Source organism: Staphylococcus sp. TCBT05 (assembly GCF_055179755.1).
In genome coordinates this window covers 425,666-441,788 of sequence record NZ_JBUQDQ010000005.1, presented here as the reverse complement: position 1 = coordinate 441,788, position 16,123 = coordinate 425,666, and the positions used below count along the sequence as shown (strand labels likewise).

Below are 16,123 nucleotides of genomic sequence, written 5' to 3'. Positions count from 1 at the left end.
GATCTGATTCTTTTAATATTATAAACTCCGTTACCATTATTACACAATGCTAGAACCATTTAGCAATTTCACTACTACTGTAGCAAAAAGCTATATATAACTCTTATACTTTGCAAAAAATTCTTCTTCTGACTGTTTCATTTTCTCTGAAAAATCTTTATAATCAATAACATTTCTCGGTATTGTTAGACCAAGTTTTATTACTTTTATATCCTCACGCATTTGTACATTATTTTCATACGTAGTCCCTTGATTTAAATACAATACTTGATCATCATTTTCTTTTTGATTGGGGTAAAAATAATAACCTATTTTAGAATCAAATCTAAGCATATATGCTAATACTTGCAAATAGTCTTTATTTCCAATATTTTGAATAGGTTTATATTTGGCATCTCCAATAATTCTTCTCTCTTCATTACGCCCAATAAAATCTGGATAAATTAGTCCTATTTTAGAATACTTTTTTCTACCGAATAAATTTTGTGCGCCACTACCGCCTTTATTTTTAGGGTGATAAAAATCTTCATCGATTAATTTATAAATATATTCTTCCCATAACCATGCAGCATCAAATAGAATTCCATTTATTTTCTTTGCACCATTACCTATATAATGTTTATGTTGTTGTAAAATCGTTAAACATAGTTTTTGTAGCTCTCTATATTCCTTATAATATGCATGACGAATAGGTCTCTTATTATTAAACATTATCACTTTATTTCTATCCCTATGATTATAACTTGTCGTAACCTCTCTGATTTCTTGCACTTCTGTTTTAACGCTACTTAGTATACCTTTGCTTTCTTTTCTCTTTTTAATAAACTCTATTGTATGCCTAATTAACTGTATAATGTAATTATCATACGAAAATTCTCTCTGTGAATAAGCGATATTCCCAACAAAAGGTGTATTATTCTTTATATGTCTTTGAATATCTATAGTTCCTTTTAAATTATCGTTATTATATTCATTTCGATTATATTCCTTGAACAATCCTTTGCGCATAGCTTTTTTTAAATAATAAGGAAAAATAAAAATAAATAGATCAATAACTTTATTTTCTTGGTCAATTATCGTATTAAAGTCAACAACATACGGTATTTTCAGCACATTTTCTATTAAATATTGAAAAAAATAATCCTGTGGTCCTTCTGAAAAGCGTGATTCAATAATTAAATTTTCCTGATTATAACCTAAAAATCCAACTATATTACCAGTACGATAGGATTGATTTACTTTATTTAGAATAACTTGATTGTCACTTATACCTTCTTGTTCCTTTAAACTATTAGGAAAAACAAATATGCCTGTATCTTCAAGTTCTGATGTAGTCTTATCTAATATTGAATTTGTTAGATTCGGAATTTCTCTAAACTCATTTGACGGTTTAGAAACATTGTCTTTCACTTTAATCAATTTCATTATCTAAACCTGATTCTCCTTGTGAGTTATTATAAGCCGATTTAAATAATTCCATAATCTCTTCCTCATTAAACATTCCTCTAATATAATCAGATAATAACGGCTCCAGATAATCTTCCCATAACTCTTCAAAACTTATGTTAGCCACCTTTAAATAATAAGCAGCACCTATGTGATAATTACTATCCAACTCATCTACTTTCGATATTTCATTGTTAAGACTAGTCATTCTAGTAATAGCTTCTTCTTTTTTATCTCCTAGAGTTTCTAACATTTCAATATTTTCATTAGCCTTGATTTCAATAAATCTAAATCTACGTCTCATGGCAAAATCAAAAGTATCAACTGAACGGTCAATATCGTTCATTGTTCCAATTATATATACGTTATCAGGAATATAAAATTTATCTTTTTCAGAATCTATATTTGAATACTGGGTTTTTACTGCTCCTTTTATTCCTCTGTAACTAGGATCAATAGAAAAGAACAATTCTCCAAATATTTTAGAAATTTCCCCTCTATTTATTTCATCAATTATAAATACAAATTTCACATCATTATTATTTTCCGTGTAAATTTCATTGAAAATGTTACTATTGTGTGGGTTTTTAGCCTTCTCACAAAAAGTTTTGAATATTCCAGGTTTCAAATTAAACCCCATAGTTCCATCATCAGATATAACAGGTCTGATTCCTTCTACAAAGTCTGTATAGTCGTAATTCGGATGGAATTGTACAAATTCAAATTGTTCTGATGACTCGACATCTTCATTAGATACGCCTATGATCTTTGACGCTACCGCTTTGGCGAGATAACTCTTACCAGTTCCTGGTGCCCCTCTAAGTATGATGTTTTTTGCCTTTAATAATTTTTCAGCTATCTCTTTTACATTTTCATTTTCCACCACTGAATCCTCCTCGCCCTCTACTTTATAACTCATATAATCATCAAAAAATTGTTTGAAATATGCGTTGGGTGGATTATCTGAAAATAAATCCATTTCAATAATATTATAGTTTTGACTTATTTCCTGCTCTTTCTGCTCTATTTCATTCCACATAGTTAATCTAGCATGAGTCATTTTATAATTTTCAAAAGTTGTTCTAATAGTTATCCAAATTCCTAATGAACATTGATAGCATATATACGGAACTTTTCCGCTTCCATTACCATTTTTTCTTCCATAATGACTATTACTAAATAGATGAACATGCAAGTCTACTCCATTCATTCGTACAGAGTTAAAATTTTTAATTTTAGTAACTTCAAGCTCTTCGATACCTTCAAGATTTATATTTGTATTTTTGTTTTTTTCATCAGTTATATTAATCTGGCTTTGTTCCACAAAATTCATAAATAAATTTTTAAAATTTTGATATTTCTTTTCTTCAGAGTTTCGTATAAGTTGATAAAATTGATCAATATCTTGACCATTCTCTCTGTATATAGCTACTAACTGTTCATAATCATTCAACAGTTTATTAATATCTCTTTCTATCACTGATGAGTCAGGAATATCATTAATATAATACTCAAAGCCACTAATTGTTGTTGGTTCATAGCTTTTTCCTAGTGATGTGTCAGCATTTAAATGAATATCGACTAGCTTACTTTTTGGAGATTCTAAAATTCCATAAATTGACTTTGATATTTTTAATATCTCCGAGCTATCCACCTTTTTATCATTAAAATATGTAGCTCCCTGATTTAATGTCAAATATACTTTTTCTCCATCAGCACTAAATAAAAAAACAATATAAAAACCTTTTGTAGTAGCATCTGTGACATCTGGATTCATAATTGCAACCCACGGCACAGAAGCAAATTGACCATTCCCAATACTGCCTTTAATTTCGTAGTCATTTAGTTCTTTTATACTTTTTAGTTCTTCTACCATTTTATATTTTACTAAATCACCGACTGGTGCATTCTTAAATTTACCAGATTCTCTTTCTTTAACGTATGTATTACCTATCGCTTCTATTAAATTTGATAATGTCATTAATAATTCCCCTAATCGATAAAAGTTTTTAACTTTTGAAGTACCTATTCAAATTTAATTTTAGCATATTAAAAATTCTTACAGACAAATATATCTAATTTCTATTTTTTATTTTTTCTATTTAAATATTGGATTTTAAAATTGCTCATATTGTTTGATGAAGAGGAAACTCTAATGTCTTACAAATGGATGTACATTTAAATATTGATTATACTATTATACAGATGAATATTTATGTTCGTTATAATAATATTGATTATTTAATTAAAGGGATTGATAGTATTGATTTTTGTATTTGATGTAGATGGAACGATATGCTTTAATGGTACTTTTATTGATGCTAGTATTGTTAAATCAATCCAGCAATTATCAGTAAATAATCGTGTTATATTTGCTTCAGCACGTCCTATTAGAGATTTACTTCCTATAGTAAAAGGCTTTGAAGATAATCTACTTATTGGTGGTAATGGATCAATTATTTATAAAAACAAAAATATTATTCCCATTTCTTACATAGATTTATATTCTTTTCAGGATATAAAATCATTGATAACTCATTATGACCTTGACTACATTATTGACGGTGAATTTGACTATTCAGCACGCGTTAATGATACGCATCCTATTTATAAGCAATTAGATCCTGATGATTTAGCCAAAAATGTTGAGATTGAAAAAATTATCAAGCCAATAAAAATTATTTTGCTTAATATTAATAAAGTTGACTATTTAGCTATTAAAAATCATTTAGAAAGTAAACATAGTACTCTATCTGTAAATTATCACCAGTCAGATGCTAGTATTGATATTACTGCACCGAATATTAATAAATACTCTACACTAAGTAAATTAATCGGTAATGAATCTTACATCGCATTTGGTAATGATATCAATGACTTTGAATTACTGAAATTTGCTTATGAATCTTATTTTGTTGCTAAATCGGATAGTGAAATTTTAAATACTACATCAACTATCGTTCAAAGTACAATCACTGATGTAAACAAAGCAATTAAACAATATTTAATTTGATATTAAAATTAGCAATATTTAATAAGTTTAACTACACTCTATATTTTAAAATAAAAAGACATTACCACTTCTATACAAACGCTTTGGTAATGTATTTTATCATTTAATTCATATATTTTTTTCGTGATTCACAATAAATATATACTTTGTATGTTTCCTCTAATGGAGCTATCGCAGCATCTATCAAAGATTTTTTCTATTCACGTTTAAGTATTTGTTGGTTCTATTAGCTTCATAAACACACCAAACATACAAACTATACTTCTATATAGTCAAATTTTTTATCACTATTTCCCCACAATGATGGGTTTGTATCGTCTTCTATATTTTTTAGCAATTTGTTGATAAATTCTTACATGTTCATCGTGATTAATTAAAAGATGCATATTGAGTTCTTTATCTATACATTCGAATCCATATTTTTTCAGTTCATAAAATAATGTACTCATAAGTACTGTTTTCCAGAGCCAGCTTCGCCTTCAACCATTATCAGTTGTCCTTCTTCTTGTTTCTTTATGGCATCTTCAATTTTTGACAAAATCTCTTCTTTAGCAATCATTTGCTCATCTGTCAATTTGTGAAAGGGTGAAGCCTTAAATATAGCTGAGTCCCTGACTATACTTTCTATTGGAAATAGTTCTTTGTTTTTTATGAAGTTCATTCCAAACTTCTGAAAGCACCTCTTCTAACTTGTCTGAAGTATAAAAATCATTTTGCTGATTCGTTCTATTGTTGTATATTTTTACCACAGAATCGACGCTAGACAAGTATTGCACTAATCTATTTTCTATATCCATGGTCAATGATTTATTAAAATATTTATGACCTATAACATACATGAAGACGTATCAGAATTTGAAAGATCTAACCATTCGGATTCTCCTTTTATTAAATGTTGTTTCGTTCTATATTTAATATTATTCGTTTCTCCAACATACACCTCATAATTATTCTTATCGTTTGTATCATTTAAAATATAAACAGTTGGATATCTTAATAAATATTTAGAACCTTTAGATACATGCCATTCTTTAACTACTTTATTAAATTGCTCTCTATTATAATTGACTTGTTCTATCTTTAAATTTTTACTCATAACTATCACCTATATCATGTATTATGCATTCAAAAAGAAAACTTTATTATTCTTTATAATACACGGTATTTAAATTTTCTACTAATTTTTCTTTTAGCAGTCTCTATAGGTACGAATTTTCTTTAATTTATTTTCTTAAATCTTGAAATATAAAAGAAAATAAATTATCTTATATATAAGAATAGAGAAAAGGAAGGAATTTATGGTACAAAAAAAAAGAAAGTTTTCTAAAGAATTTAAAGAAAAAGTAGTTAACTTGTATGCATCAGGAAAAACACAAAAAGAAATCAGAGAAGAATATGATTTAGTTCCGTCTGTTTTAGCAAGATGGATTAAAGAAGCACAATTTCCTAAAGTTTCCTATAAAACAAATAATTCTAAGCATGCTAACTATTCAAAACTTGATATATCCGATACTATAATCGAAATGGAAAAAGATTTGAAAAACTCTCTTAGTAAAGTTGAAAAACTTCAAAATGAAATTCATAAGGAAAATGATAAAGTTGCAAATATAAAAATAACTTTAGAAACATTAAACCGATATTTAAATTGAAAATTTTCAATGGATAATCTAGTCTTCTCAATATTAAGTAACTATAAGTATTAGAAAGGGTGTAGTATGATTTACACAGAAAAAAATTTATATTTCAAAGAAATTAACGAAAATATATCGCATTTAAAAAAGGCAGATATATTAACTTTAATCAACCGTTATTACCAAGGAGAAAATATAAACTCTCTAATATCTGAATATAAAATTAATATAGTACCTAGTCGACTTGTCTACTCATTCCCATTAATCTACACCAATTATACGTGTAAGTATTGCAACAATATCCTGTATAAAAAGTTAGTAGGTCGAACAGCTAAAACCAATCCAGATATAATTTGTATTAACTGTAAACATATATCATCTCCTAATTGTAATTGTGAAAATTGTGAGAAAGAAAGAAAAAGTAGTATAAGAGCAGTTAATGAAAAAAAATTAAAAATAATTTCAAATCAAGTTTATCCAGAAAAAATTTCCGAAACCTATCTATCAGAATTAGATAGATTTTACTTAGCAGTAATTGTTCGAAGTGGATTAGATGAGAATATGATGCACATAAAGCCATTTAAGGATATCTTTACAAAAATTTCTCCTACAATAACGGAAACCCAAAAAATATTTGATCATTTAATACATAATGGAATAATAGTCCCAGACTTTTCAAAAAGTGATTCAAATTTTTTGAATTTCGATTTTGAAAATGAACAAATTGAAAGTTATAACATTAACTATGTATACTTTTATATAAACATTCATTTTAAGGACCTTAAAGATTTAGCTTATCCTGACAGAAATCTTTTTAGTAAGGATTTCTGCTTTGAGATGTGGAGAGAAATTGCACTATATGAATCTATAGAAAATTTAAGTTATTATATGAAAGATGTTGGCTTTATTTATCATTCTGAAGATAAAGTAAAATTAACTTTTAATTATTTATTAGATTATTTCTCTACAGGTGAAATTGCATATATAATAAATAAAGAAGTTAAAAATGGTACACAGTTATATCAATCTAGAAAATACGCGAAGAATCATGTTGAAAATATAATTGTCTCTCAATGTGAAAAATATGGGGAACGAGTAGTTGCCAATAATTGGAAAATTACAAATTATACCAGGAATTTCAATATTGAACAATCACAAGCAAGCACATTATTATTTAACTATATTTTAAAAATTGATGATTTAGGCTATAATCATAAACCTGTTATAGATATTTAAAATAATACTTTAGATATATGAAGTGCATAATTTAATGATAATCTTCATAATATAGTGCTTCCCTATTAGCCAGAACCAATAAACCTAAATTTTTAAAATTCTGGGTTAACCCTAATTCATGAGAATTTTATAAAAAGAGTTTAGGAAATAATTATCTCTGGCTAAAGAATAAATGTTAATTTTATGAAATTTTTTATCTCGTTGAACAACTATATTATTATATTTAGTGTCATTAATACTAAAGCCAAGTTCTCGCTTAATCTTATTTATTTCTCAAACCAACATATCATCAGAATATAATGTGAATTTTATACATATCTTTATTCTTAAAGTTAATAAAAATTTAATTGTTTGTTTCGTTCTACATTGGTAAAATTGTCATAGTCATCATACGTTTTTATACAATTGAAAGAAATTGCTTCCAAAAGGTTATTACTGATCAACAACCATTTTGTAATTTTATAATTTATGGTAATATCATCATGTGTAAAAAGTAGAGATATTAAGAGAAAAGAAGGTTTATATATATTATGAAAGAAAATTTTTGGCGTGAATTACCACGTCCATTTTTTATTTTGGCGCCAATGGAAGACGTGACGGATATCGTCTTTCGCCACGTGGTTAGTGAAGCTGCTAGACCTGATGTATTTTTCACAGAATTTACCAATACTGAAAGCTTTTGTCATCCAGAAGGTGTCCACAGTGTACGTGGTCGCTTAACATTTAGTGAAGATGAACAACCAATGGTCGCTCATATATGGGGTGACAAGCCAGAGCATTTCCGTGAAATGAGTATCGGTATGGCAGAGATGGGCTTTAAAGGTATCGATTTAAACATGGGTTGCCCAGTAGCTAATGTTGCGAGCAAGGGTAAGGGATCGGGTCTGATACTACGTCCTGAAACTGCTGCTGAAATTATTCAAGCAGCGAAAGCGGGAGGTCTACCGGTAAGTGTAAAAACACGTCTCGGCTATTATGATATAGAGGAATGGAGAGATTGGTTAAAGCACGTCTTTGAACAAGATATCGCAAATTTATCGATTCACCTACGTACCCGCAAAGAGATGAGTAAAGTAGATGCACACTGGGAATTAATAGCAGAAATTAAAAAACTACGTGACGAAATCGCACCAAATACCTTACTAACTATTAACGGTGATATCCCAGACAGAAAGACTGGCCTTGAACTTGCTGAAAAATATGGCATTGATGGCGTGATGATTGGTAGAGGTATCTTCCATAATCCACACGCATTTGAAAAGGAACCCCGCGAACATACAAGTAAAGAACTATTAGGATTATTACGATTACATCTCGCATTATTCAACAAATATTCCAAAGACGAACCACGCCAATACAAACCTTTACGCAGATTCTTTAAAATCTACGTACGTGGCATGAGAGGCGCTAGCGAACTACGACACCAATTAATGCAAACACAAACGACAGACGAAGCAATTGCATTGCTCGACGAGTTTGAGGCACAGATGGAAGAAGTAGAAGCATAAATTTTTGAAACTATAAAATCTCCCTTGTTATCAAGGGAGATTTTATTGATTGTGTGGGGATTAACTAACACTCCAAATAGTTATGCTTTTTATCAGTAAGGAACTTATGATTATTATTTTTGATAATCTAGTACTTATCAGTTTATAATGCGGTTGTTTACCCTACTAAATTAATATCTATAAATCTGTATTTATAATATGTGCCATTTCTTGAATCATTGGATAGATGGCCTTCCCTTTTGTTGTTAGTGTGTACAAAACTTTATTTTGATAGTCATCCATTTCTTCCCTTTGTACAATTTGCAATGAAATTAAATCATTCAGTTGTTCTGTTAATATTTTTCTACTTATTCCAGGTATATCTCTATGTAGCGCATTGTAAAAATGAGGTTGATAATAAAGTGCGCTGATAATGATTCCTTTCCACTTACTACCTAATGCTCGAAGTATACTTTCAATCGGACATCCACGTTGAATCACTGCATTACAATTATCGTACTTGATTGTTGAATACATCATAGTTCCCTCCTATAATCAACCAGTTACTTATTTGTGCCTTCTTATGATAGAAATAACCCTATGTTACACTTTTATCATATCAAATTTTACAAAGGAGTTGTGAAATTGGAACTAAAACAAATATCAACTCATATTTATAAATTAACTATAGAGACTACAGTCGGTATTCCAATTATTATCAACACATGGTATGTCGTGAATGGAAATAATGTATATATTATAGATACAGGACTGGCATCCTATGCTGATACACAAATAAAAACAGCCCAACAACTTGATAGACCCAAAGCAATATTTTTAACACACGGGCACTTAGATCATATAAATGGAGCAAATCGCTTAATTGAAGCACTTCATATTCCGATTTACGCACATAAACTTGAACTACCTTATATTAATGGGGCATTACCTTATCCAAATAAAAACATAGTTGAACAAACTCATGTTGCTCATAAAGTGCAGACATTGCAACCTTCATTAAAAATGCCCTTCACTTACTATTTAACACCCGGCCATGCACCAGGACATGTAATCTACTACCACAGTGAAGATGACGTACTGATTTGTGGGGATTTATTCATCTCGAATTCCGAAACATTACATCCACCAATAAATAAATTCACTTATGATATGACACAAAATATTAATAGTGGAGACATCATTGATAAAGTTAAACCTAAACTAATTACCACTTCACATGGTCATGACGTTGTCTATTCAGATAAAATTTATCCAATATACAAATTTAAATATGAGAAGTAGTAAATTTTAAAGATTCAATTACTTTTTAATTTAAATTAGATTATAGATTAATAGCAGTAATTTATAAATCTTTGTATTTAGTCTTTGAATCTTTGCTTTTATTTATTGGATATTTTACAGCATTTTTCTCTAGTTTCTTACGAATAATATCATTAATATCAAAATCTAAGTTATCTGCTAACATATAACTATAGATTAATACATCTGCTAATTCTTCTGCTAATCTTTCTAGGTTAGTATTCACTACCTCTTCAGATGCTTTCCACTGGAATAACTCAAGTAATTCAGCTGCTTCTAAACTTATTGATAAAGATAGATCTTTTTCATTGTGAAATTGTCGCCAGTTACGCTCATCTCTAAATTGATTGATCTCTTTTAGTATTTCTTCTGATTTATCCATTTTCATCACCTTTAGATGCTTTTTTTAGTACTTCTCTTAATTGATCGTCAACAGCATAGATATATAATCCATTTACACCACGTGTCAGTAAAACATTCAATTCATTTTTCAACAGCATTTCTGAGAAATAACGCTTTGAACCATCTTCTAATGTTCTTCGTCTTGTAGCTTTTTTATTCGCACTACTTTTTTCATCAAAAATGACCCTACCATTTCTGTACTTTACGGAAGGTCCAATTATTACTCCTGCAACGTTTAAGTCTAAACCTTGAATTGTATATGTTGAACCAATTTCGTCTATTGATTGATTTTGCTCAACCCAAGGCAATTCTTTCTGTTTTCTACTTACTTTTAGCTGATAATTCCATGGCATTGACCAATCATCAATTCTTACTCTCCAATAATCCTCATTCTCAGGAGACTTGTTCTTATTATATTGCCAATCAAAGGTAGCTAGCATTCTTGATATACCACTATCTGTATTTTGAGATTTATCATTTATAGCTTTTTGTAATTCATTTGGTGTATCAAAAATTTTAATTTCATAACCTTTATTATCATATGGAATATTAGTTATCTTTTGATTATCCACCAAATTCCTTATCCAATTAATTGTTACATCATCACTATTAATACGCATTTGATTTTTTAATGTGATATGGTTATCTTTACTTTTTGATATATCAAAATAATAGTTCAACTTATCTAATTCCCATATTTGTTCAGTTGTAAGTACTTGCTTTAAATCAAAAACAATAACCACAACTTTAGCTCTTTCTAATAAATCACTTAAGTGATTTTTACCTTGATAACTTTGTTTCCCTTGAGTTAAAAGTAAATGTGCTTCATCAACAATTACAACATCTACTTTTTCATCTGGATCTGATGAATGACTATTAATAAAACTTGTTGGTTTACTAACAATGTTTTTCGATTTAGTAGAAATACCCAATTTATTAACTATTTGATTATAGATTGATACATGTTCATTATGATTTACTAATAAATGTATATCTAAATCTCTATCTAAGTCTAAGTTATATTTTCCAATTTCATAAAGCAACGTACTCATCAACACCGTTTTACCTGACCCTGCTTCACCCTCAACAATTATTAATTGTCCCTCTTCTTTTGAAATAATAGATTCTTTAATTTTATCTAGTATTTCTTCTTTAGCATTAATTTGCTCTTGCGTTAATTTATGAAAAGGTGATGCTTTAAATATTGCGGAATCTTTAATAATACTTTCAATTGGAAATAAAGTATTATTTTTCTTATTTAATGACTTCCAAATGTCAGAAAATATTTCATCCAATTTATCAGAAGTGAAATATTCATTTTGTTGATTTGTTCTACTATTATGAACTCTAGAAACATTATCTACACTTAATAAATACTGCATTAATCTGTTCTCAATATCTAGAGTTAACGACTTATTAAATAATTCATGGCCTATAACGTACATTGATGAATTATTGGATATAGAAAAATCATCCCAAAAAGTTTTTATTTTTCTATCTACATTAAGATGCTGTCTGGTTCTATTTCTAATATCCGCTGTTTCTCCAATATATACCTCAAAATTACTCCCACTTTTTTTATCATTTATAATATAAACTGTTGGATATCTCAATAAATATTTCCCATCTGAGGAAGATTTCCATTTTTGCACTGAATTATTAAGATTTTCTAATGAATATTGCATATTTTCTATCTTTAACAAGTTTCCCATCTTTATCACCTATCGAATTATCTTCTATTAATTATTATTTTAGCAATTAGGTGTTAAATTTATCTACTGATTCTCTAAATTTAATTTTGGTTGGCTGACCAAATAATTATTCGCACGGATTGATGCAATTTTTTATAGTAGGATAACCATACTACCGCATAAAACTCAGTAAAATCATATTTTCCGTTTTAATACAATTTCGTCTTTAATTTCAATTCCATTTTCTTCAACTAGTGGAATAGTTGGCTTTAATGTTCTTGCCTTATCCACTGCATTAGGTAGTATTTCTGTTATTCTATAGCCCTTCTTTTGATAAAAATAAAGTGCTCTTAAATTCTCATTTGTTGTTATTACTTTTATTCTTTTTATACCTAAATTAATAGCTATTTCTTCTATTTTTGTTAATAAATTACTTCCAATACCAATATTTTCAATATTACTATGTAGCGAAATTATTTCTATATAATCATTAAATTTTTTATAAGATAATAGACCTAATATCTTTCCATTTTCATAAGCTATGATACCTGGTAATTCTATAAGTTCGTATGCCCCTGATGAAACAACAACACTGTCAATATCGTTATCAATTTCAAATAATTTTTCTAACTCTATTTGATCAAAATTTTGTGTTTCTATATATTGCACTGTAATCACCCTCATTTTTTTACCGATTTCTAAAAATAATAAATCAACAATTAGTTGCTACAAAAATTTCAATATTAATTCTACATACAAGCTGTAGATTCTTAGTTTATATTACCCCCTATTTGCTCTTGTGCAGCTTTGTTTTAAATATTCACAGCTCTAAATGCTATATAAAAACATGTAAATTTCCTTACATAGCTTCGCCAATAAATTTTGCATAATATACAATTTAAATTTTTAAAACTATGTATTGCTATACTTTTCTATCATGCTATAATTGATAAAGATTATCAATTTCAATTAAAAATATTTTGGGGAGTGTTCATTTTATGAAAAGAATAGTGTTTGTAATGCTATGCATGATTTTGCTTTTATCTGCCTGTGGTAATAATGATAGTAAAGATAAATCAAACGACACCAAAAGTGATAATGCTTCAACAAAAACATTTAAACAAGATGATGGCACTAAAGTTAAAATACCTAAAAATCCAAAAAGAATTGTTGTTTTACATCCTACATATATTGGTACTTTAGTAAAATTTGGACATAAACCGGTTGGTGTTATCGATTTTGTTAAGCAAAATAAAACGCTCGACGATGCAACTAAAGGCATTAAAAGAATAGGCCAAGGCAATATTGAACAAATTGCAAAAACAAAACCAGACCTGATCATTACAACTCAAGAAGATAAAAATGCTAATAAGCTTAAAAAAATTGCACCAACAATCCAGATGGATGCAATGAAATCGAATTATAAAGAAACGACTAAAGAACTCGGTGAAATTGTAAATGAGCAAGATAAAGCTGATAAATGGTTAAAAGAATGGGACAATAAATTACAAAAAGATAAAAGTGCGCTTGGTGATAAAGTTAAAGGAAAAACAATTACCGTTTTACAATCAACGCCAAAAGGTATAAGTGCATTTGGTCAAAACTATGGTCGTGGTACTGAAATAGTTTATGACGGATATGGTATGAAACAACCTAAGATATTAGAAAAAGAAACGAAAAACGCTTATATGGCTACACCATCTGAAGAACAACTTGCAGATTACACAGGAGATTACATTATATTAGCCACAATGGGAGAAAAACCTCCATTTACACAAAAAGCAAATTGGAAAAATTTAGATGCTGTTAAAAAAGGACATGTAATTAATTTAGATTTACAAGATACACAGTATAATGACCCTATCTCTTTAGAAAAGCAAAGAAAAATTATTTTGAAACAACTAAAAAATATGAACTAAATTCAATCACTGGGCGATACAACAAATAATAAAAATGGTAATGGGAGTTAAGAATTAAACGTAACACCCTAAGGTACAGTCGAATTTCACAATCATATGGGTGAAAAGTGAAACCTGTGTGTAATTGTCAATTTGTGATAACAGCATATGAATAAAGAGGCTGGGAATTAGCTCCTAGCCTCTTGTTATTAAGATAGATATTACCGTAATATTAAACTCATAATATTAGGAAATTAAAAATCTCTTTCTACAATCCAATAAATTAAATACTGAAGTATCTGCTTATTATTATGTGTATATTTGTATGCAATGATGCACGCATCCACACCATCCGCATTCACATACGGACAATAGACAATGACTCAGTGTCTTCAATTAAATCATCACTATCGGCAATCTTACTATTCGTACAATCCTAATAATTCTTGATCTGTCGTGATATATTGTTTAAATTGTTCAACATATGCATTAATTTCTTCTTCACTAATAGCTAATGCATTATTAAGAATAAATGGTCGTAAGTACTTAGTACCTATTAAATTACTAGTTGCTTGTAATGGTCGTAATAATTCTTCGACAATATATTTGACCTCGCCATCTCTTTGATAGCCTACAGCTCCTGTTGTTGTTGACACCAACAGTTCTTTACCATGAAGTTGCGTACCCGTAGAACCGAATGCCCATCCATAAGTCAACACGTCATCTTGCCATTGTTTAAGTAATGCAGGTGTGCTGTACCAGTAAAATGGAAACTGTAAGATAATACGATCTGCTGCAGCTAAGTGTTTTTGTTCTTCAGCGACATCTATTTTAAAGTCAGGATATAAGTCATACATACGACGAACGATTACATCATCACTATGCTCTAATCCCTCTGCAATTGCTCTATTCACTCTTGATTCCTCTAAATTAGGATGAAAAACTAATACTAATGTTTTCATTTTATTGCTCCTTTGTATTTTTTATTTGATGTTTAAGATAATCAATTCGCATGATTTCTTGTTCTTTTTCATGAATTTCTTTTAATAATGCTTGACGTTGATTACATAATTGCTCATATTGCTTCTGTTTAGAATTATCCATATCACACAGTAAATTGGTTAAGCATATCGAGTGTCTTTTTAAATGCATGACCATCTTCTGGTAGCTTAAAGCCTTCACCACTATTTAAAGTAGCTATCAAATCCATATCTTCTGCTGATAATTCAAAGTCAGAAATATCAATATTCTCTTGCATACGCTTAACATTAACAGTTTTTGGTATTGCAATAATATCTCTTTGCATAAACCATCTTAAAATAATTTGCGCGACGGATTTATTGTATTTTTCACTTAACTTAATAAGTTCTGGTAATTCAAAAACGTTACTACCGCCATTAGCAAATGGTGCCCAAGCTTCCATCTGAACATCGTATTCTTTCATTAAATTATGATCTTCGACACGTTGATGAAAGACATTCGCTTCAACCATATTAATTGCTGGTTTCACTTCGTTAAATGTGATAAATTCCACTAATTTTTGTTGCGTAAAATTATCTACACCTATCGCACGAATTTTACCTTCTTGATACGCTTCTTCTAAATAACGCCAAGCGCCATATACATCACCTATAGGTTGATGAATTAAATATAAATCAATATAATCTAAATTTAGTTTTTTTAAAGAGCGTTCTAAACCTCTTTTCGCACCTTCGTAAGAGTTGTCAGTCAACCATAACTTAGAAGTGATAAATAACTCTTCTCTAGCTACTTTACTTTGTTGAATGGCTCTACCAACCGCTTCTTCATTTCCATATGCTGCAGCAGTATCAATTAAACGATATCCTGCTTCAATTGCATGAACTACTGTTTGCTCTGCTTCTTGTAAATCTGTAACACGAAAGACCCCTAATCCTAATTTCGGCATCTCTACACCATTATTTAAAGTTAAATATTCCATTGATTCACGTCCTTAAAATTAAAAAAGAGTATTCCTACT

18 protein-coding genes are annotated in these 16,123 nt (G+C 29.1%); 6 read left to right on the top strand and 12 right to left on the bottom strand.

Annotated elements, in window-relative coordinates:
• Nucleotides 1–90 precede the first annotated feature (90 nt).
• Both ACY191_RS02030 and ACY191_RS02025 read right to left on the bottom strand, forming a co-directional pair.
• The gene (locus ACY191_RS02030) at nt 91–1,425 is read right to left on the bottom strand and encodes a 5-methylcytosine restriction system specificity protein McrC (protein ID WP_229366720.1); all 1,335 of its coding nucleotides are present in this window, start codon (nt 1,423–1,425) and stop codon (nt 91–93) included.
• A complete protein-coding gene (locus ACY191_RS02025; RefSeq protein WP_229366721.1) occupies nt 1,412–3,427 on the bottom strand; it encodes an MrcB family domain-containing protein in 2,016 nt (671 codons plus the stop codon). Before ACY191_RS02025 ends, ACY191_RS02030 begins: the two co-directional genes overlap by 14 nt.
• Nucleotides 3,428–3,709: 282 nt before the next feature.
• Here ACY191_RS02025 and ACY191_RS02020 point away from each other — a divergent pair, with 282 nt between their 5' ends.
• The gene (locus ACY191_RS02020; protein ID WP_229366722.1) at nt 3,710–4,459 is read left to right on the top strand and encodes an HAD hydrolase family protein; all 750 of its coding nucleotides are present in this window, start codon (nt 3,710–3,712) and stop codon (nt 4,457–4,459) included.
• 287 nt (nt 4,460–4,746) lie between these two features.
• Here the strand turns inward: ACY191_RS02020 and ACY191_RS02015 are convergent, their stop codons facing one another.
• The 3 genes from ACY191_RS02015 to ACY191_RS02005 all read right to left on the bottom strand — a co-directional run bounded on the left by ACY191_RS02015 (nt 4,747) and on the right by ACY191_RS02005 (nt 5,555).
• Complete coding sequence (locus ACY191_RS02015) at nt 4,747–4,908, bottom strand: hypothetical protein (protein WP_229366723.1); 162 nt, start codon at nt 4,906–4,908, stop codon at nt 4,747–4,749.
• Nucleotides 4,905–5,120, bottom strand: a complete 216-nt coding sequence (locus ACY191_RS02010) for a hypothetical protein (RefSeq protein ID WP_229366724.1) — start codon at nt 5,118–5,120, stop codon at nt 4,905–4,907. Before ACY191_RS02010 ends, ACY191_RS02015 begins: the two co-directional genes overlap by 4 nt.
• 165 nt (nt 5,121–5,285) lie before the next feature.
• Nucleotides 5,286–5,555 (bottom strand): GIY-YIG nuclease family protein, encoded by a 270-nt coding sequence (locus tag ACY191_RS02005; protein WP_229366725.1) that lies wholly within the window; start codon nt 5,553–5,555, stop codon nt 5,286–5,288.
• Nucleotides 5,556–5,757: 202 nt separating this feature from the next.
• Here ACY191_RS02005 and ACY191_RS02000 point away from each other — a divergent pair, with 202 nt between their 5' ends.
• The 3 genes from ACY191_RS02000 to ACY191_RS01990 all read left to right on the top strand — a co-directional run bounded on the left by ACY191_RS02000 (nt 5,758) and on the right by ACY191_RS01990 (nt 8,834).
• The gene (locus tag ACY191_RS02000) at nt 5,758–6,108 is read left to right on the top strand and encodes a transposase (protein ID WP_229366726.1); all 351 of its coding nucleotides are present in this window, start codon (nt 5,758–5,760) and stop codon (nt 6,106–6,108) included.
• Between the two features lie 66 nt (nt 6,109–6,174).
• Complete coding sequence (locus ACY191_RS01995; RefSeq protein ID WP_229366727.1) at nt 6,175–7,326, top strand: hypothetical protein; 1,152 nt, start codon at nt 6,175–6,177, stop codon at nt 7,324–7,326.
• Between the two features lie 530 nt (nt 7,327–7,856).
• A complete protein-coding gene (locus tag ACY191_RS01990) occupies nt 7,857–8,834 on the top strand; it encodes a tRNA dihydrouridine synthase (protein ID WP_229366728.1) in 978 nt (325 codons plus the stop codon).
• 177 nt (nt 8,835–9,011) lie between these two features.
• On the opposite strand, the gene ACY191_RS01985 is transcribed toward ACY191_RS01990, so the two are convergent.
• Nucleotides 9,012–9,350: a winged helix-turn-helix transcriptional regulator gene (locus ACY191_RS01985; protein ID WP_229366729.1), complete on the bottom strand. Its 339-nt coding sequence runs from the start codon at nt 9,348–9,350 to the stop codon at nt 9,012–9,014.
• Between the two features lie 108 nt (nt 9,351–9,458).
• Here ACY191_RS01985 and ACY191_RS01980 point away from each other — a divergent pair, with 108 nt between their 5' ends.
• The gene (locus tag ACY191_RS01980) at nt 9,459–10,115 is read left to right on the top strand and encodes an MBL fold metallo-hydrolase (protein ID WP_229366730.1); all 657 of its coding nucleotides are present in this window, start codon (nt 9,459–9,461) and stop codon (nt 10,113–10,115) included.
• A gap of 61 nt (nt 10,116–10,176) precedes the next feature.
• Here ACY191_RS01980 and ACY191_RS01975 read toward each other — a convergent pair whose 3' ends face one another.
• The 3 genes from ACY191_RS01975 to ACY191_RS01965 all read right to left on the bottom strand — a co-directional run bounded on the left by ACY191_RS01975 (nt 10,177) and on the right by ACY191_RS01965 (nt 12,895).
• Entirely contained in the window at nt 10,177–10,515 is a 339-nt protein-coding gene (locus ACY191_RS01975) for a nucleotide pyrophosphohydrolase (RefSeq protein ID WP_229366731.1), read from the bottom strand.
• On the bottom strand, nt 10,508–12,247 hold the full coding sequence (locus ACY191_RS01970; RefSeq protein ID WP_229366732.1) for a DUF2075 domain-containing protein: 1,740 nt from the start codon (nt 12,245–12,247) through the stop codon (nt 10,508–10,510). Before ACY191_RS01970 ends, ACY191_RS01975 begins: the two co-directional genes overlap by 8 nt.
• A 174-nt stretch (nt 12,248–12,421) precedes the next feature.
• A complete protein-coding gene (locus ACY191_RS01965) occupies nt 12,422–12,895 on the bottom strand; it encodes a GNAT family N-acetyltransferase (RefSeq protein WP_229366733.1) in 474 nt (157 codons plus the stop codon).
• Between the two features lie 329 nt (nt 12,896–13,224).
• Here ACY191_RS01965 and ACY191_RS01960 point away from each other — a divergent pair, with 329 nt between their 5' ends.
• A complete protein-coding gene (locus ACY191_RS01960; protein ID WP_229366734.1) occupies nt 13,225–14,145 on the top strand; it encodes an ABC transporter substrate-binding protein in 921 nt (306 codons plus the stop codon).
• A gap of 401 nt (nt 14,146–14,546) precedes the next feature.
• On the opposite strand, the gene ACY191_RS01955 is transcribed toward ACY191_RS01960, so the two are convergent.
• The 3 genes from ACY191_RS01955 to ACY191_RS01945 are packed head-to-tail and all read right to left on the bottom strand — an operon-like array spanning nt 14,547 to nt 16,084.
• The gene (locus tag ACY191_RS01955) at nt 14,547–15,086 is read right to left on the bottom strand and encodes an NAD(P)H-dependent oxidoreductase (RefSeq protein ID WP_463269889.1); all 540 of its coding nucleotides are present in this window, start codon (nt 15,084–15,086) and stop codon (nt 14,547–14,549) included.
• 1 nt (nt 15,087) lies between these two features.
• The gene (locus ACY191_RS01950) at nt 15,088–15,228 is read right to left on the bottom strand and encodes a hypothetical protein (protein ID WP_158261783.1); all 141 of its coding nucleotides are present in this window, start codon (nt 15,226–15,228) and stop codon (nt 15,088–15,090) included.
• Between the two features lies 1 nt (nt 15,229).
• The gene (locus tag ACY191_RS01945) at nt 15,230–16,084 is read right to left on the bottom strand and encodes an aldo/keto reductase (protein ID WP_229366735.1); all 855 of its coding nucleotides are present in this window, start codon (nt 16,082–16,084) and stop codon (nt 15,230–15,232) included.
• Nucleotides 16,085–16,123 lie beyond the last annotated feature (39 nt).